18 protein-coding genes are annotated in these 15,731 nt (G+C 71.2%); 10 read left to right on the top strand and 8 right to left on the bottom strand.

The window, feature by feature from the left end; all coding sequences use genetic code 11:
• The first annotated feature begins 42 nt into the window (after window positions 1-42).
• Entirely contained in the window at window positions 43-1,317 is a 1,275-nt protein-coding gene (locus ASF37_RS07705) for a peptidase C39 family protein (RefSeq protein ID WP_156366763.1), read from the top strand.
• A 17-nt stretch (window positions 1,318-1,334) separates the two neighbouring features.
• Window positions 1,335-1,817, top strand: a complete 483-nt coding sequence (gene ispF / locus ASF37_RS07700; protein ID WP_056573648.1) for a 2-C-methyl-D-erythritol 2,4-cyclodiphosphate synthase — start codon at window positions 1,335-1,337, stop codon at window positions 1,815-1,817.
• A gap of 66 nt (window positions 1,818-1,883) precedes the next feature.
• Here ispF and ASF37_RS07695 read toward each other — a convergent pair whose 3' ends face one another.
• Window positions 1,884-2,369, bottom strand: a complete 486-nt coding sequence (locus ASF37_RS07695) for a CarD family transcriptional regulator (protein WP_055963243.1) — start codon at window positions 2,367-2,369, stop codon at window positions 1,884-1,886.
• Between the two features lie 183 nt (window positions 2,370-2,552).
• Here ASF37_RS07695 and ASF37_RS07690 point away from each other — a divergent pair, with 183 nt between their 5' ends.
• Window positions 2,553-3,119: a hypothetical protein gene (locus ASF37_RS07690; protein WP_055963240.1), complete on the top strand. Its 567-nt coding sequence runs from the start codon at window positions 2,553-2,555 to the stop codon at window positions 3,117-3,119.
• A 142-nt stretch (window positions 3,120-3,261) separates the two neighbouring features.
• Here the strand turns inward: ASF37_RS07690 and phoU are convergent, their stop codons facing one another.
• Window positions 3,262-3,912, bottom strand: coding sequence for a phosphate signaling complex protein PhoU (phoU, locus tag ASF37_RS07685; RefSeq protein ID WP_056579771.1), 651 nt, complete (start codon window positions 3,910-3,912; stop codon window positions 3,262-3,264).
• A gap of 133 nt (window positions 3,913-4,045) precedes the next feature.
• On the opposite strand from phoU, the gene ASF37_RS07680 reads away from it, so the two are divergent.
• Genes ASF37_RS07680 through ASF37_RS07670 form a run of 3 tightly spaced genes read left to right on the top strand, consistent with a single transcriptional unit; the run spans window position 4,046 to window position 6,240 of the window.
• A complete protein-coding gene (locus ASF37_RS07680) occupies window positions 4,046-5,185 on the top strand; it encodes a cell wall metabolism sensor histidine kinase WalK (RefSeq protein ID WP_055963234.1) in 1,140 nt (379 codons plus the stop codon).
• The gene (locus ASF37_RS07675; RefSeq protein WP_055963229.1) at window positions 5,182-5,862 is read left to right on the top strand and encodes a response regulator transcription factor; all 681 of its coding nucleotides are present in this window, start codon (window positions 5,182-5,184) and stop codon (window positions 5,860-5,862) included. Before ASF37_RS07680 ends, ASF37_RS07675 begins: the two co-directional genes overlap by 4 nt.
• A 30-nt stretch (window positions 5,863-5,892) precedes the next feature.
• Window positions 5,893-6,240: a hypothetical protein gene (locus ASF37_RS07670; protein ID WP_056579770.1), complete on the top strand. Its 348-nt coding sequence runs from the start codon at window positions 5,893-5,895 to the stop codon at window positions 6,238-6,240.
• Between the two features lie 23 nt (window positions 6,241-6,263).
• Here ASF37_RS07670 and ASF37_RS07665 read toward each other — a convergent pair whose 3' ends face one another.
• A complete protein-coding gene (locus ASF37_RS07665; RefSeq protein WP_056579768.1) occupies window positions 6,264-7,010 on the bottom strand; it encodes a phosphoglyceromutase in 747 nt (248 codons plus the stop codon).
• 93 nt (window positions 7,011-7,103) lie between these two features.
• Window positions 7,104-7,754, bottom strand: a complete 651-nt coding sequence (locus tag ASF37_RS07660; RefSeq protein WP_055963219.1) for a DsbA family protein — start codon at window positions 7,752-7,754, stop codon at window positions 7,104-7,106.
• 146 nt (window positions 7,755-7,900) lie between these two features.
• Between ASF37_RS07660 and ASF37_RS07655 the strand changes: the two genes are divergently transcribed.
• From ASF37_RS07655 to ASF37_RS07645, 3 genes are read left to right on the top strand one after another with little or no spacing between them, the layout of a single operon-like run.
• The gene (locus ASF37_RS07655) at window positions 7,901-8,719 is read left to right on the top strand and encodes an ABC transporter permease (RefSeq protein ID WP_235493059.1); all 819 of its coding nucleotides are present in this window, start codon (window positions 7,901-7,903) and stop codon (window positions 8,717-8,719) included.
• 2 nt (window positions 8,720-8,721) lie between these two features.
• Window positions 8,722-9,792 carry an ABC transporter substrate-binding protein gene (locus ASF37_RS07650; RefSeq protein ID WP_056579764.1) on the top strand — a complete coding sequence of 357 codons (1,071 nt, stop codon included), beginning with the start codon at window positions 8,722-8,724 and terminating at the stop codon, window positions 9,790-9,792.
• Window positions 9,785-10,567: an ABC transporter ATP-binding protein gene (locus ASF37_RS07645; RefSeq protein ID WP_056579761.1), complete on the top strand. Its 783-nt coding sequence runs from the start codon at window positions 9,785-9,787 to the stop codon at window positions 10,565-10,567. The genes ASF37_RS07650 and ASF37_RS07645 overlap by 8 nt, the downstream gene beginning before the upstream one ends.
• 357 nt (window positions 10,568-10,924) lie before the next feature.
• Here the strand turns inward: ASF37_RS07645 and ASF37_RS07640 are convergent, their stop codons facing one another.
• Together ASF37_RS07640 and mshA are read right to left on the bottom strand one after the other, a co-directional pair.
• Window positions 10,925-11,434: a YbjN domain-containing protein gene (locus ASF37_RS07640; protein WP_082480340.1), complete on the bottom strand. Its 510-nt coding sequence runs from the start codon at window positions 11,432-11,434 to the stop codon at window positions 10,925-10,927.
• Between the two features lie 4 nt (window positions 11,435-11,438).
• On the bottom strand, window positions 11,439-12,689 hold the full coding sequence (gene mshA / locus ASF37_RS07635; protein ID WP_056580522.1) for a D-inositol-3-phosphate glycosyltransferase: 1,251 nt from the start codon (window positions 12,687-12,689) through the stop codon (window positions 11,439-11,441).
• Window positions 12,690-12,804: 115 nt separating this feature from the next.
• On the opposite strand from mshA, the gene ASF37_RS07630 reads away from it, so the two are divergent.
• Entirely contained in the window at window positions 12,805-13,581 is a 777-nt protein-coding gene (locus tag ASF37_RS07630) for an SDR family NAD(P)-dependent oxidoreductase (RefSeq protein WP_056579759.1), read from the top strand.
• A gap of 73 nt (window positions 13,582-13,654) precedes the next feature.
• Here ASF37_RS07630 and ASF37_RS07625 read toward each other — a convergent pair whose 3' ends face one another.
• The gene (locus ASF37_RS07625) at window positions 13,655-15,238 is read right to left on the bottom strand and encodes a DHA2 family efflux MFS transporter permease subunit (RefSeq protein WP_055963204.1); all 1,584 of its coding nucleotides are present in this window, start codon (window positions 15,236-15,238) and stop codon (window positions 13,655-13,657) included.
• Window positions 15,231-15,698 (bottom strand): MarR family winged helix-turn-helix transcriptional regulator, encoded by a 468-nt coding sequence (locus ASF37_RS07620; protein ID WP_056579757.1) that lies wholly within the window; start codon window positions 15,696-15,698, stop codon window positions 15,231-15,233. The genes ASF37_RS07625 and ASF37_RS07620 overlap by 8 nt, the downstream gene beginning before the upstream one ends.
• Between the last annotated feature and the right edge of the window lie 33 nt (window positions 15,699-15,731).

Raw genomic sequence — 15,731 nt, 5'->3', positions numbered from 1 at the left:
ACAACCGCCCCACGCACCCCAGGCGTCACCTACCCTCGGAGGATGCCTCTTCCCCTTCGGCATGCTGCTCGTCGACCGTCCACGGTCGTCGGCGCCGCTGTCACCGCACTCGTCACCTCGCTGGTGCTGCTTCCCGCGGCCCCGGCACAGGCCGCGTCCGACGCCTCCCTCATGACCCGCTGGTCCAGCTCGGCCGAGCTGTCGAAGGGCGCACGGGTGGCGACCACGGTCGCGTCGAACGAGGTGCGGCTCGGCAGCACGACCAACCGCTGGGGCTACGACGACCCGCACACCTCGGGAGGGGCCACGACCTACGAGTGGGGCTCCTGGACCAGCCCGTGGGCGTCCACGGGGTTCAAGGCGAAGGCCCTCGTGCCGTCGTGGAACGCGACCACGCCACGTGGCACCTGGATCCGCGTCGACGCCCGGGTCCGCTCCGGCTCCACCGTCGGCAGCTGGGACAGCGTCGGCGCCTGGGCCTTCAGCGCCTCCGACGTCAAGCGCACCTCCTACCCGGCTCAGTCCGACGACCTCGCGAAGATGAACGTCGACACGCTCATGGCCACCAAGGCCGGTGGCTTCGACGGCTACCAGCTGCGCGTCATGCTCTTCCGCAAGCCCGGCACCACGGGCTCCCCGACGCTGCAGTCCGCCGGCGCCATCGCCTCGACGTTCACGTCGCGCTCGGTGACCACGAGCCGCACGACGATGACGAAGACGGTCGAGCTGAAGGTCCCGAAGTACTCGCAGATGATCCACCGCGGCCACTACCCGCAGTTCGGCAACGGCGGCGAGGCCTGGTGCTCGCCGACCTCCACCTCGATGGTCCTCCGCTTCTTCGGCGACCGGCCGGGCACGCCCGACACCGGCGGCATCGCCGGCGCCGACCCGTGGGTCGACCACGCCGCGACCTACACGTACGACTACGCCTACGGCGGCACCGGCAACTGGCCCTTCAACACGGCGTACGCCGGTCGCTTCGGCTTCGACGCGTTCGTCACCCGGCTGGCCAACCTGCGCGACGCCGAGGCCTTCGTGAAGGCCGGCATCCCCGTCGTCGCCTCGCTCGCGTGGTCGCGCGGCGGTCTGTCCGGGGCGCCCATCTCCTCGACCCCGGGCCACCTCATGGTGATCGTGGGCTTCACCTCGACCGGCAAGGTGATCGTCAACGACCCGGCCGCTCCGAGCAACACCTCGGTGCGTCGCGTGTACGACCGGGCGCAGTTCGAGAAGGCGTGGCTCGGTGGCAGCGGCGCGATCTCCTACGTGATCCGACCGACGAGCAAGAAGCTGCCACCGGACACCGCGCGCTGGTAGTCGGGCAGGATGCACCCATGAGCCTGCCCGACCTGCGCACCGGCATCGGCACCGACGTCCACCGCCTCGTGCCCGGACGCGCGATGTGGCTGGCCGGTCTCGAGTGGCCGGGTGAGGACGCCGGGCTCGAGGGGCACTCCGACGGCGACGCGGCGAGCCACGCGATGGTCGACGCCCTGCTCTCGGCCGCCGGCCTCGGCGACATCGGGTCGCGCTTCGGCACGGCCGATCCCCGGTTCGCGGGCGCCTCGGGCACGACCTTCCTGACCGAGACCGTGCGGCTGCTGGCCGACGCCGGGTTCACCGTGCTCAACGTCGCCGTGCAGGTCGTCGGCAACACGCCCCGGCTCGGGCCGCGACGCGACGAGGCCCAGGCGCACCTCTCTGACGTCGTGGGCGCACCGGTGAGCATCTCCGCCACCACGACCGACGGCCTCGGCCTCACCGGGCGGGGCGAGGGCGTGGCCGCGATCGCCACCGCACTGGTCGCCCGGGCCTGAGCGCGACCCCGAGAACGACGACGGCCCCCGCCCGGAAGGGGCGAGGGCCGTCGAGGATCGATCGGCTCAGGAGGCGAGGACCTCGTCGAGCCGCAGCTCGGCCTTGTCCTCGTTGGTCTTCTCCGCGAGAGCCAGCTCGGAGACCAGGATCTGGCGAGCCTTGGCGAGCATGCGCTTCTCGCCGGCCGACAGGCCCCGCTCGTGGTCACGGCGCCACAGGTCGCGCACGACCTCGGCCACCTTGAGCACGTCGCCGCTGTGCAGCTTCTCCAGGTTCGCCTTGTAGCGACGCGACCAGTTGGTCGGCTCCTCGACGTGCTCGGCCCGCAGGACGCCGAACACGCGCTCGAGGCCGTCGGCGTCGACGACGTCGCGGACGCCCACGAGGTCGAGGTTGCAGGCAGGAACACGAACCACCAAGTCGTTCTGGGCAACGATGCGCAGGACCAGGTAGTCCCGCTCTTCCCCCTTGATCGTCCGCTTCTCGATGTCTTCGATGACTGCGGCCCCGTGATTGGGGTACACAACCGTCTCGCCGACAGTGAAAGTCATAAACGCGGCACCTTTCGTAGGTGATCAGTTTAACACGCGCCACGGACGGCTATTCCGGGCGTTCCAGGCTCCCGAGCGGTAGGTTCCGCCCGCTCCGATCGCCGCGGGGCCGGACCCCGGCAGGTCGCCGCGCTCCGATATGATCCGCACGACGACCCTCCCCGACGCAGAAGCAGGTGCCCGGTGCCCACCGTTCGCACGCGCCGTCTCACGGCCGCCAGCATGATCCTCGCCGCCTCGCTCGGCCTCTCGGCCTGCGGCACCGGGGGTGGCGCCGCCACCAACCAGCAGTACCAGCCCGGCATCGGCGCCAACCTGCGCACCGGCGACGTCCAGCTCTACAACGCGCTGCTCGTCGCCGGCAGCGACGACACGCTCGCCTTCTCCGCCGGCGTGCTCAACACGACCGACTCCCCGCAGACGCTCGAGTCGGTCACCATCACGCCGCTCGGAGGCTCCGGCTCCGTCACGGCCGACCCGGCCACCGACGTCGAGCTCGCGCCCCGCCAGCTCTTCACGATCGGTCGGGCCGGTGAGCTCGCCGGCATCGACGGCGCGACCCTCCCGGTCGGCCGGTACGCCGACGTCACCCTGACCTTCTCCGACGCGGGCGAGGTCGAGATCTCCGTCCCCGTCGTCGCACGCAACGCCAGCTACGCCGACGTCGCCGAGACCCCGCCGAGCGACACCACGGACGAGCAGCAGGCCACCGAGGAGGCCGCCGAGGCCGAGGAGAACCCGGCCGGCTGACCCCGCGGTACTCCCGGGACCGGACGGTGACCGGAGGCATCGACGCCTTCGTGCCCTCCCCCGCCCCGCCACGACGACAAGGGCCGCCCACGATCCCCCCGAGGATCGCGGACGGCCCTTCGTCGTGGGGACCCCGCGGGCGTCAGACGCCCGGTGCCAGCTCGCCGGTGACGAGGTAGACCACCCGGCGCGCCATGGAGACGGCGTGGTCGCCGATGCGCTCGTAGTAGCGGCCGAGGAGGGCGAGGTCGATCGCCGGCTCGATGCCGTGCTCCCAGGTCCCGCCGAGCAACGCCCGGAACAGGTCCTTGCGGAGACGGTCCATCTCGTCGTCGGTGTCCTCGAGCCTGGTGGCGGCGTCGATGTCGCGGTTGGCGACGATGCGCGACGCCGCGTGGATCATCTGGTCGGCCACCGAGGCCATCGCCATGATCGTGGGCTGCAGGGTGGTGGGCACGGCGACGTCGGGCATGCGCATGCGCGCCACCTTCGCCACGTGGACCGAGAGGTCGCCCATCCGCTGCAGGTCGGTCAGCATCCGCAGGGTGGCGACCAGTTGCCGCAGGTCGGTCGCGACCGGCTGCTGGGTGGCGAGGAGGAGCAGAGCACGCTCCTCGATCTCCTCGGTGGACTCATCGATCTGCTTGTCGCCGGCGATCACCTGCTCGGCGAGCGGGCCGTCGGCGTTGAGCAGGGCGGCAGTGGAGGCAGCGACAGCCTTGCGGACGGTCCCGGTCAGCTGGACCAGGTCGTCGACGATCGTGTCGAGCTGCTCGTAATACGCATCACGCATGAGAGGGACCCTAGGAGAAGCCGGTGAACGGATGGCGACGCCTGGTGAACGAGGTGTGAACAGCCGCAGAAAGGCGCACGTCAGAGGGGGTTCGGGCACGGCTGGCTGCTCACGATGGGCCTAGCATCGGGGCGTGGACATCAGTGCGGGTCTCGTCGTCGCCGGTGCCGTGGGCACCGCCCTCGGTGCCGCGGTGACCTTCCTGTGGCTGTTCAGCGAACGCCGCCAGAACGCCGTTCCCGACGAGCCGACTCCCCTCGTGCCCCCGGGCGCGGAGGCCGTGCTGTCGGTCCTGTCGTCGACCACCGTCCTGCTGGGCCCGTCCGACGAGGTGCTGCAGGCGTCGGCCCCGGCCGTGGCGCTCGGCATCGTGCGCGACAACCGCATCGAGTCCGAGGACATCCGCGGCCTCGTCCAGCAGGTACGTCGCGACGGTCAGGTGCGTGAGTCCAACCTGACCCTGCAGCGCCGACGCGGGACCCCCGCCCACGTGCAGGTCCGCGTCGCCCCTCTCACGTCGCGGCTGATCATCGTGCTCGCGCTGGACCGCACCGACCAGCAGCGGGTCGAGAACATCCGCCGCGACTTCGTCGCGAACGTCAGCCACGAGCTGAAGACACCGGTGGGTGCGCTCAACCTGCTGGCCGAGGCCGTCTCCGAGGCCAAGGACGACCCGGAGTCGGTCGTGCGGTTCGCCTCGCGCATGCAGACGGAGAGCGAACGTCTCACCCGGCTGGTGCAGCAGATCATCGACCTGTCGCGCCTGCAGAACGACGTCGCCAGCGAGGACGCGGCCACCGTGAAGGTCGACGAGCTCGTCGCCGAGGCCTGCGAGCACTCGGCCACGGAGTCCGAGCGCAAGCAGATCGAGATCGCGCGGTCGGTCGAGCCTGACCTGATGGTCCACGGCGACCGCGCCCAGCTCCACGCCGCCGTCAGCAACCTGGTCGAGAACGCCGTGACCTACAGCCCCGAGGGCTCCAAGGTGGCGGTGACCGCCGCGCTCGACGGTGACGACGTGCGCATCAGCGTGGCCGACAACGGCATCGGCATCGCCGGGCCCGAGCTCGAGCGCATCTTCGAGCGCTTCTACCGCGTCGACCCCGCCCGCGCCCGCGCCACGGGCGGCACGGGGCTCGGCCTGTCCATCGTCAAGCACGTGGCCGCCAGCAACGGCGGCTCCGTGGACGTCTGGAGCGAGCCCGGCGCTGGCTCCACCTTCACGCTGGTGCTCCCCCGCTTCCAGCACGACCTCGATGAGGAGATCCCGTGACACGAGTGTTGGTCGTCGAGGACGAGACCAGCTACAGCGAAGCGCTGTCGTACGTCCTGCGCAAGGAGGGGTTCGACGTCGCGATCGCCGAGACGGGACCCGACGCCCTGACCGAGTTCGAGCGCAACGGCGCCGACATCGTGCTGCTCGACCTGATGCTGCCCGGGCTGCCCGGCACCGAGGTGTGCCGTCAGCTGCGACAGACGTCGAGCGTGCCGATCATCATGGTGAGCGCGAAGGACACCGAGGTCGACAAGGTGGTGGGCCTCGAGCTCGGTGCCGACGACTACGTCACCAAGCCGTACTCGCCGCGCGAGCTGGTGGCCCGCATCCGCGCGGTCCTGCGCCGCGGCGCGACCGACGAGATCGACGACGACGCCGTGCTCGAGGCGGGCCGCGTGCGCATGGACGTCGAGCGCCACCTGGTGTCGGTCGACGGCGAGACCGTGCGACTGCCGCTCAAGGAGTTCGAGCTGCTCGAGTTCTTCCTGCGCAACCCCGGTCGGGTCCTCACCCGCGGCCAGCTCATCGACCGCGTGTGGGGCGCCGACTACGTGGGCGACACCAAGACGCTCGACGTCCACGTCAAGCGCCTGCGGGCCAAGATCGAGCCCGACCCCGCCAACCCCGCCACCCTCACCACCGTCCGCGGCCTGGGCTACAAGCTCGACGCCTGAGCGTCCCGTCCGGCCGACAACCTGGCGCGCATGTCCACCGAGCGCGAGCAGAGGCGGCTGTTCCGCAGGGCGATGCGTACGGGCCAGGCGCCGGCCGAGCTCGACGGGGGCCGGTGGCTGCCCGTCGTCCGTCGTCGCGCGACCCTGCTCCGCCTGGGTCGGCCGGCCCAGGCAGCGCTCTGGTCCGTCGTGCTGGCCATGCTGGTGCTCGTCGTGGTGCTGGGCCTGCTGGGTCCTGTCCCCGTGCTGGTCTGGTTCGGGACCGTGATGCTGGCACTGTCCGTCACCTTCGCCCTGCTGCTCGATCGCGTCTGGGTGCGCGAAACCCAGTCGGTCGAAGCCCTGCTGTCCGTCCTGGAGCGCGCGGAACGACGCTGAGGACCACGCCGTCGGCGGAAGGGTCAGCGGCCCTGGTTGGCCACCGCGGCGATGGCGTCGGCAGCGGCGTCGGGGTCGAGGTAGCGGCCGCCCCTCGTGACGGGCTTGTGGTCGTCGTCGAGCTCGTAGACCAGCGGGATGCCGGTGGGGATGTTGAGGCCGACGACCTCGTCCTCGCCCAGGCCGTCGAGGTGCTTGACCAGGGCGCGCAGCGAGTTGCCGTGCGCCGTCACGAGCACGGTCCGGCCGTCGAGCAGGTCGGGGACGACGCTGTCGTACCAGTACGGGAGCATGCGGTCGAGCACGTCGGCGAGGCACTCGGTGCGCGGCAGGAGCTCGTCGGGCAGCGCCGCGTAGCGGGCGTCCTTGGCCTGCGAGAACTCGCTGTCGTCGTCGAGCGCCGGCGGCGGGGTGCTGTAGGAACGGCGCCAGGTCATGAACTGCTCCTCGCCGTACTCCTCCAGGGTTGCCTTCTTGTCCTTGCCCTGCAGTGCGCCGTAGTGACGCTCGTTGAGCCGCCACGAGCGCTTGACCGGGATCCAGTGCCGGTCGATGCCGTCGAGCACGATCTGCGACGTGCGGATGGCCCGACGCAGCAGCGACGTGTGCGACACATCGGGGGCGATGCCGGCGTCGGCCAGCAGCGTGGCCCCGCGGTGGGCCTCCTCCACGCCCTGCTCGTTGAGGTCGACGTCGACCCAGCCGGTGAACAGGTTCTTCGCGTTCCACTCGCTGTGCCCGTGGCGCAGGAGGACGAGCGTGTAGGTCATGTCGACGACCCTACCGCCAGCCCGTCCCTGCGTTTCGGACAGTTCCGGGGCATCCGGACCCGCCCGAGTGCCCCGGACGTGTCCAAGACGTGGCTACGCGTCGCGCCACTCTCGGTGGATCTGGTGGAGCGCCTGCACGTAGTCGTCCTGCGACTGGGTACCGGCGAGGGTCCACCGGTTCTCGACGACGACGTAGGGAAGCTGCGTCACGCCGAGGGACCGCGCCGTCTCGTCCTGGGTGCGGACCGCATCGGCGTACTCGTCGCTCGCCAGCAGGGCGTCGGCCGTCTCGAGGTCGAGCCCGACGAGAGCCGCCCGACTGGACAGCACGAGCGGGTCCGCGAGGTCGGCACCCTCGAGCAGGTGAGCGCGCCAGAGCTGGTGGGCGAGCTCGCGCTGCAGCCCCGGCCCCGCCTCGTCGGCCCAGGTGAGGAGCCGCCAAGCGTCGAGGCTGTTGGCCTCGACCGCCTCGGCGAGGTTGAGCTCGATGCCGCTGATGCGAGCAGCCGCGGTCACCTGCGCGTCGACGAGGTCGACCTTGTCGTCGCCCCCGAGCCGCTCGGCCAGGACCGCGCGCAGCGGTCTGCCCGAGCTGGGCGCGTCGGGCTCCAGGAGCCGGGCGCGGAAGGACACGTCGAGCGGCTCCCCCGTGAGGATCGTGAACATCCCGGCCGCGCGCTCGAAGCGCGTCACCCCGACGTACGACCACGGGTCCGTCACGTCGCAGAACACCAGAGCCTTCACGGCACCAACGCTACGTGAGCGGCCCGACTCCGGTCACGGTGACCGCGGGCGACGCTCGCCTAGCCCATCGCACGAGCCAGGCGAGACCGTTCCCGGATGCTGGACCCGGCGCCACCCGGCGTCGGCGCGCCATACGGTCACTGCTCGTGATCCGTCCTCCCGCGCCGTCGCGCTGGCTGCCACCCGTCGCGACGTTGGTGGTCGTGCTGACGGCGTGGACGCTGGTGGCTGCGGCCGACGTGGTGCGTCCGGCCTACCTGACGCCGAGCCCGCTGGAAGTGTGGGACGCGTTCGTGCGCGCCAACACCGACCACGCGATCGGTGGTGGCGTCGACCGGGTCGTGCGGGGCGAGGAGGGCTACTACCTGTGGGAGCACCTGCTGGTGAGCCTGCAGCGGATCGGTGGCGGGCTCGCCCTGGCCATCCTCGTCGGCATCCCCCTCGGCCTGACGATGGGCACCGTTCCCTGGTTCTCGCGGGTCGTCGGCCCGTACGTCGACTTCCTGCGGTCGCTGCCGCCGTTGGCCTACCTCGGCTTCCTCGTGGCGTGGTTCGGCATCGGTGACACGTCGAAGGTGTCGCTGCTGTTCCTCGCCGCGTTCCCGCCGATCGCGCTCGCGACCCTCAACGGTGTCCGCGGCGTGCGCGACGACCAGGTGAACGCCGTCCGGTCGCTCGGCGCCACGCGGCGTCAGACCATCACCACCGTGATCCTCCCCGCGACCCTGCCCGACGTGCTCAGTGGTCTCCGCGTCGCCGTCGGCTTCGCGTGGACCACCGTCGTGGCCGCCGAGCTGGTCAACGGACTGCCGGGCATCGGGGGCCTGGCCTACCTCTCGGGAACGCAGAACAAGATCGCCCTGTCGATCGCCTGCATCATCGTCATCGGCCTCACCGCGATCGCCCTTGACGCACTCATCCGCACCGTCGAGAAGAAGCTCGTCCCCTGGCGAGGAAAGGCCTGACCATGAAGACCCCCCTCCTGTCCCGCACCCCCGTCGCCGCCGCGCTGGCCGCCGTCGTGGCCACCCTCGGCCTCACGGCCTGCGGCGTCGGCGGCGAGACCACGCAGGCGTCCGCCGACGCGTGCCCGTTCGAGGCTGACGAGTCCGTCGACACGACCGTGCGCATCGGCTACCAGAAGATCCCCAACGGCGACGTCGTCGTGAAGGACCAGAGGATCCTCGAGAACTGCCTGCCGAACGCCACCATCGAGTGGAGCAACTTCGCGTCCGGCGGCGACGTCGTGCAGGCCTTCGGCGGCGGCAGCCTCGACATCGGCCTCGCCGGCTCCTCGCCCAGCACCAAGGCGCTGTCGGCCCCGCTCGACCTGCCCGTCTCGGTCATCTGGGTGCACGACGTCATCGGCTCCGCCGAGTCGCTCGCCGTGCGCGGGGGCGAGGCCACCGACATCGCCGGGCTCAAGGGCAAGACCATCGCCACCCCGTTCGGCTCCACGGCGCACTACTCCCTCCTGCAGGCCATCGCCGACGCCGGCGAGGACGCCTCCGACTACAAGCTGGTCAACTCCGAGCCCGAGCAGATCGCCCCGACCTGGTCGCGCGGCGACATCGACGCCGCGTGGATCTGGGACCCGACGCTGAGCGAGCTGAAGAAGGACGGCGGGAAGGTCATCCTCACGAGCGAGGACACGGCGAAGGCGGGCAAGCCGACGTTCGACCTCGCGATCGCCGACGACTCCTTCATCGAGGACAACCCCGAGGTCCTGGCCGTGTGGGCGAAGGCGCAGGACTACGCGGTCAAGCAGATCAAGAGCGACCCGGAGAAGGCCGCCGAGAGCGTGGCCGTCGAGGTGGGCGTGACCGCCGCGGAGGCGCAGAAGCAGTTCGAGGGCTTCGTGTTCCTCGACGCCTCTCAGCAGGTGGGCGCCGACTACCTGGGCGGCAAGCTCGGACAGGACCTCTTCACCACGGCCGAGTTCCTGCTCACGCAGGACGGCATCGCGGAGGTCGCGCCCGAGTCCGACTACGCCGACGGCGTCGACCCCGGACCGGCGGAGGCCGCCGCCGGTGAGTGAGCGCCACGACCTCGCCGTCACCGTCGCGGGTCTGGAGCAGGAGTTCCGGACCCGCGACGGGTCGGTGCGCGCGATCGACCGGATCGACCTGACGATCGAGCCGGGAGAGCTCGTGACCCTCGCGGGACCCTCGGGCTGCGGCAAGACGACGCTGCTGCGCCTCCTCGCCGGCTTCGTCGAGCCGACGCGCGGCACCGTCGAGGTCGGCGGTCGGCCCGTGCGCGGCCCGGGTCGCGAGCGCGGCGTCGTGTTCCAGCAGCCGACGCTCTACCCGTGGCTCGACGTGCGGGACAACGTGGCCCTCGGCCCGAAGGTGCGCGGCGTCGCGAAGGCCGAGCGGCACCGCACCGCCGAGCGCTACCTCGAGCTCGTCGGACTGTCCGACGTCGCGGGCCTGCGCCCCTACGAGCTGTCGGGCGGCATGCAGCAGCGCGCGCAGATCGCCCGCGTGCTCACGAACGACCCCGAGATCGTCCTCATGGACGAGCCCTTCGGTGCGCTCGACGCCCTCACCCGCGAGCGCCTGCAGGAGGAGCTGCTGACGATCTGGCGCGAGACGGGCAAGACCATCTTGTTCATCACCCACGGGGTCGACGAGGCCGTGTTCCTCGGTTCGCGCGTCCTCGTGATGAGCCCGCGTCCCGGCCGTATCGTGCTCGACGAGTCGGCCCGCTTCTCCACCAGCAGCCGCGAGGTGGCCCCGGCGGACCTGCGCGCCCTGCCCGAGTTCACCGCGCTCACCACGAAGGTGCGCGAGGCGATCTCGCACCCCTGATCTGAGGCGCTCGGTGACTTGCCCGGGCAGGGATTCGCCCTTCTCGTGGACCGTCCCACGCCGAGGGAGAATCGTCGACCGCCCGAGCGTCACGCCGCCCCGTCGGACGCACGATCCTGCCTTCGCGCGCGAGAACGCAGAATCTTGCGTGGGCCGGGCCGCACCCCGCGTGCTCGCCCGACACCGGACGCCTCCGCCGGTCGAGGCCCTTTCGGACGCCACCGCGACTCTCAGCCACAGCGACGCGGCAGCGAGCGAGAGCCCGATCGACCGCCGCAGCAGCAGGCGAAGGCCCGGCCGAACGACGCAGCAGCAAGCGAGGGCCCACCCGACCGACGCCGCCCGACGAACCGCCCGTCAGTCCTTCGGGCGCAGGTGCTCGAAGGCGGCCAGGTTGGCCGTCGACTCGCCTCGGGACTCGCGCCACGCCCACTCCTTGCGGATGGACGAGGCGAAGCCGAGCTCGAGGATCGTGTTGAACGAGTCGTCCGACGCCGAGAGCACGGCGCCGAGGAGACGGTCGACCTCGTCGGCCGTGACCGAGTGCAGCGGCAGCCGGCCGTCGAGGTAGACGTCGCCCGCGGAGTCGATGGCGAACGCGACGCCGTACAGCTTGAGGTTGCGCTCGAGCAGCCAGCGGTAGACGCCCTCGTGGTTCTCGTCGGGGTTGCGCGCGACGAAGGCGTGCACGCCCAGCGTGTGCCGGCCGACGTCGAGGCGCGTCGTGGTCTTGAGCTTGCGCTCCCCCGGCAGGTCGACCTCGACCACGGTGAGGCCGTGCCGCACGTGGTCGAGCCCGGCCGAGGCCACCGCGTCGAGGATCACCTCGAGCGCCTGGCGCTGGTCGGTCGTCAGGTCGTCGCTCATGTCCTCACGCGTCCTTCGTCGTCCCGTTGTCGCCGGCCCGCTCGTCGAAGGCCCGGGCGTAGACCTCCAGCACGCGGTCGACGGTCGCGTCCCAGCCGAAGCCCGTCGCGTGGGCCACCGCCTTCTGGCCCAGGGCGTCGCGATGCGCCCGGTCGGTGAGCAGCGGGTGCAGCGCGTCGGCGTAGTCCTGCGGGTCGTGGCCGTCGACCAGCACACCGCTCACGCCGTCGGCGACCGCCGTCGACAGACCCCCGACGCGCGCGGCGACGACCGGGGTGCCGCAGGCCTGGGCCTCGATCGCGACGAGCCCGAACGACTCGTTGTAGGACGGCACGCAGACCACGTCGGCGGCGGCGTACCAGCCGGCCAGCTCCGCCTGGGTGACCGCCGGCTCCAGCCGGACGACGTCGGCGATCCCGAGGTCGTCTGCCAGCTCGACGAGAGAGGTCGGACGATCCAGCCCGCTGCCCGAGGCACCGCCGACGACCACCACCTGGAGCCGCTCCCGCAGCGCCGGGTCGCGATCGATCATGACGGCAGCCGCGCGCAGCACCACGTCGGGAGCCTTCAACGGCTGGATGCGGCCGGCGAAGAGCAGCACCGCGGCGCCGTCGGGAAGGCCGAGAAGCGTGCGGGACTCGTCGCGGCGCCCGCTGCGGAACACCTCGAGGTCGACCCCGGGATGGACGACGTCGACCCGGTCCGGCGCGGCACCGTACAGGTCGACGAGCTCGCGCCGCTCCTCCTGCGTGTTGGCCACCAGCCGGTCCGCGATGCGCACGATCTCCTCCTCGCCCGCGACGCGGCCGATCGGCTCGGCCCGGTCGCCCTCGGCGAGGTGGGCGTTCTTGACCTTCGCCATCGTGTGCATCGTGTGCACGAGCGGCACGTCCCATCGCTCGGCCGCGACCGTCCCGACCTGGCCGGACAGCCAGTAGTGGCTGTGGACGAGGTCGAAGTGGTCGGGGCCGGCCACGACCTCGGCCCGCAGGACGTCGCGCACGAAGCCGCACAGCTGGCTGGGCAGGTCGTCCTTGGTGAGTCCCTCGAACGGTCCGGCCGTCACGTGCCGCACCACCACACCGGGCGCGGCCTCGACCACGGGCGGGAGGTGTCGCGACGTGGCCCGCGTGAACACCTCGACCTCGACGCCGCGCCGGGCGAGGCGACGGGCCAGCTCGAGCACGTAGACGTTCATCCCGCCGGCGTCGCCGCTGCCCGGCTGCTCCAGGGGCGACGTGTGCGCCGAGAGCATGGCCACGCGGCGGGGTCGGCGGGAGGTCGTCACCGGACCATCTTGACGCTCCCCGCCCACCTCCGCAGCGAGAGGGGCGCGCCGTCGCCGTCGACACCGGTGCGACGATGGCGTCATGGTCGAGCAGAGTCCCGCCCCGTCCCAGCAGGTTGGCCGTCCCGTCGCCGTCGTCACCGGCGCCAGCAGCGGCATCGGCGCCGCGAGCGCACGGCACCTCGCAGCCGCGGGCTACCGCGTCGTCTGCGCCGCGCGCCGCGCCGATCGCATCCAGGCCCTCGCCGCCGAGATCGACGGCATCGCCGTGCCCTGCGACGTGACCGATGCCGAGCAGGTGCGAGCGCTCGCCGAGGCCGCGGGTCCCGCGGTGAGCCTGCTCGTCAACAACGCCGGTGGCGCCCTGGGCCTGGACCCCGTGGAGCACGCCGACGCCGACGACTGGCGGCGCATGTACGAGATCAACGTGATCGGCACCCTGCAGGTCACCCGGGCCCTGCTCCCCGCGCTCGAGGCCAGCGGCGCCGGCACCATCCTCAACGTCGGGTCCACCGCCGGGCGCATCGCCTACGAGGGCGGCGGCGGGTACACGGCGGCCAAGCACGGGGTCGCGGTGATGACCGAGACGCTCCGCCTCGAGCTCCTGGGCCGTCCCGTGCGCGTGTGCGAGGTCGCCCCCGGGATGGTGCGCACCGAGGAGTTCGCGCTCACGCGGTTCGACGGCGACGCCGAGCGGGCGGAGGCCGTGTACGCCGGTGTCGACGAGCCGCTCACGGCCGACGACGTGGCCGACGTGGTGGCGTGGATCGCCACCCGACCGCAGCACGTGAACGTCGACCTCGTGGTCGTCAAGCCGATCGCGCAGGCGTCGCAGCACAAGGTGCACCGGACCTCCTGAGAGCTGCGACCCCCGACACGCAGCGACCCCCGACACCTCGAGGTGTCGGGGGTCGCTGCGCATGCGGCGGGTGTCAGTGCACGACGACCGGAGGCCGGTCCTCGTCGGCGAGGAGCTTGGACTCCTCGCGCTTGCGCGGCATGAACGCGACCGGCACGAGCGCCACGACGATGAGCGCGAGCGCCACGAGGTAGGTGCTGTGGAACGCGTCGGCCATGTCCTGCAGGACGGTGGCCTGGAACCCGTCGCCGAGCCGTTGGGCGACCTCCAGGGCCTCCTGCGGCGGTGGGGTGCCGGTCCGCTCGGCCTCGCCGATCGCCTGGCCGGCCGTGACCGCGGCGGAGTCCTTGAACCCGTTGGTCAGCAGCACCGTCATGATGGCGACGCCGATGGAGCTGGCCACCTGCTGCACCACGTTGATGAGCGTGGAGCCGCGGGCCACGTCGTGCGCCTTGAGCGTCTTGAGCGCGGAGGTGAAGATCGGCATCATCGTGCCACCCATGCCGAGGCCCATGACGAACAACCAGCCCATGATGTGCCACAGCGGGGTGTTCGGATCCGTGCTCGTCGCGAGTCCCACGACACCGACGATGATGCCGACGAAGCCGAACGGCACGATCCGGCCGATCGGCATCCTGTCGACCAGGGTGCCGGCGATCGGCATGGTCAGCATGGCGCCCAGTCCCTGCGGCGCCACGAGGAGGCCGGCCTTGAGGACGCTCTCGCCACGAACCTGCTGGAAGTAGGTCGGCACCAGCAGCAGCGCACCGAAGAACGCACCGACGAACAGGAACATGGTGATCGTCGAGACCGCGAGGTTGCGGTCCTTGAACAGCCGCAGGTCGAGCAGCGGGTGCTTCGGCCGGAAGGCCCAGAAGACGAAACCGATGATCAACAGGGCGCCGACGATCGCAGGCACGAGCACCCGGGTCGACTCCACGGTGCCGGTCTCGGGGATCGAGGAGACACCGAACAGGAAGAGCGCGAGGCCCGGGGACATCAGCAGCATCCCGATGAAGTCGAACGACTCGCTCGGCTCGGCCTCGTCCTTCGGCAGGATGATCTGCGCGTAGACGAGCGCCGCGAGGCCGAGGGGCAGGTTGATCAGGAAGATCCAGTGCCACGAGGCGATCTCGATGAGCCAGCCGCCGAGGATCGGACCCATGATCGGGCCGAGGAGCATCGGGATGCCCAGGATGGCCATGAGGCGCCCCATGCGGTGCGGGCCGGCGGCCCGGGTCATGATCGTCATGCCCAGCGGCATCAGCATGCCGCCGCCGAGGCCCTGGAGGACGCGGAAGGCCACGAGCGACTCGATGCTCCAGGCCGTGGCGCACAGCACCGAGCCGATGGTGAACAGGCCGATCGCGGCCATGTAGAGGCGCTTGGTTCCGAAGCGGTCGGCCGCCCAGCCCGTGAGCGGGATGACCGCGGCGAGCGCCAGCGTGTAGCCGGTCACCGACCACGCGACGGTGGACAGCTCGGAGACGTCGAACGCCTCCTGGAACGTCGGCAGGGCCACGTTCACGACGGTGATGTCGAGGATCGACATGATGGCGCCGAGGACGACGACACCGGCGATCTTCAGGATGTCCGGGGTGATGCGGTCGTCGTCCGGGATGGAGGGTGCCGCACCGACGGCGGTCTGGTCAGACATGGTCTTCCTTCTCTGGCAGTCGCAAGGCGTCGCTCGCGAGGATCTGGCCGAGGACCCTGTGCAGGTCTTCGGCGTGCTGGGGGTCGAGCCGGTCCGCGACGACGCGCAGGGCCCGACGCTTGTGCTCCATCTGCTCGTCCACGAAGTCGAAGCCGTGCTTGGTGAGGCCCACGAGCTTCACCCGACGGTCCTCCGGACTCTCGTGGCGCTCGAGGGCGCCGAGCCTGACGAGCTGGTCGACGGTGCGACCTGAGGCAGCCACCGAGAGACCGATGGCGGTCGCGATCTCGTTGATCGCGAGGGGGCGGTCGGCGTGGGCGACGGTGAACATCGCTCGCGCCTGCGTCATGGAGAGGTCGAGCTCGACGAGCTGGTCGAGGCCCTCGGAGTGCACACAGCTCATGAGTCTCTGGACGAACGCCTCCAGGCGCTCGTGCACCGCTCCGCGTTCGATGGTCACCGAAAGATGCTAACGCACATGCAACCATTGTGA

This window comes from Aeromicrobium sp. Leaf289 (assembly GCF_001423335.1).
In the GTDB taxonomy this organism is placed as follows: Bacteria; Actinomycetota; Actinomycetes; order Propionibacteriales; family Nocardioidaceae; genus Aeromicrobium.
This window is presented reverse-complemented; position numbering and strand designations above follow the sequence as displayed.

Excerpts from the sequence above, each read along its gene's own strand:
- ASF37_RS07705 (WP_156366763.1), top strand. The coding sequence starts at position 43 with ATGCCTCTTCCCCTTCGGCATGCTGCTCGTCGACCGTCCACGGTCGTC.
- ispF (WP_056573648.1), top strand. The coding sequence starts at position 1,335 with ATGAGCCTGCCCGACCTGCGCACCGGCATCGGCACCGACGTCCACCGC.
- ASF37_RS07695 (WP_055963243.1), bottom strand. The coding sequence starts at position 2,369 with ATGACTTTCACTGTCGGCGAGACGGTTGTGTACCCCAATCACGGGGCC.
- phoU (WP_056579771.1), bottom strand. The coding sequence starts at position 3,912 with ATGCGTGATGCGTATTACGAGCAGCTCGACACGATCGTCGACGACCTG.
- ASF37_RS07670 (WP_056579770.1), top strand. The coding sequence starts at position 5,893 with ATGTCCACCGAGCGCGAGCAGAGGCGGCTGTTCCGCAGGGCGATGCGT.
- ASF37_RS07665 (WP_056579768.1), bottom strand. The coding sequence starts at position 7,010 with ATGACCTACACGCTCGTCCTCCTGCGCCACGGGCACAGCGAGTGGAAC.
- ASF37_RS07650 (WP_056579764.1), top strand. The coding sequence starts at position 8,722 with ATGAAGACCCCCCTCCTGTCCCGCACCCCCGTCGCCGCCGCGCTGGCC.
- ASF37_RS07640 (WP_082480340.1), bottom strand. The coding sequence starts at position 11,434 with ATGAGCGACGACCTGACGACCGACCAGCGCCAGGCGCTCGAGGTGATC.
- mshA (WP_056580522.1), bottom strand. The coding sequence starts at position 12,689 with ATGCTCTCGGCGCACACGTCGCCCCTGGAGCAGCCGGGCAGCGGCGAC.
- ASF37_RS07630 (WP_056579759.1), top strand. The coding sequence starts at position 12,805 with ATGGTCGAGCAGAGTCCCGCCCCGTCCCAGCAGGTTGGCCGTCCCGTC.
- ASF37_RS07625 (WP_055963204.1), bottom strand. The coding sequence starts at position 15,238 with ATGTCTGACCAGACCGCCGTCGGTGCGGCACCCTCCATCCCGGACGAC.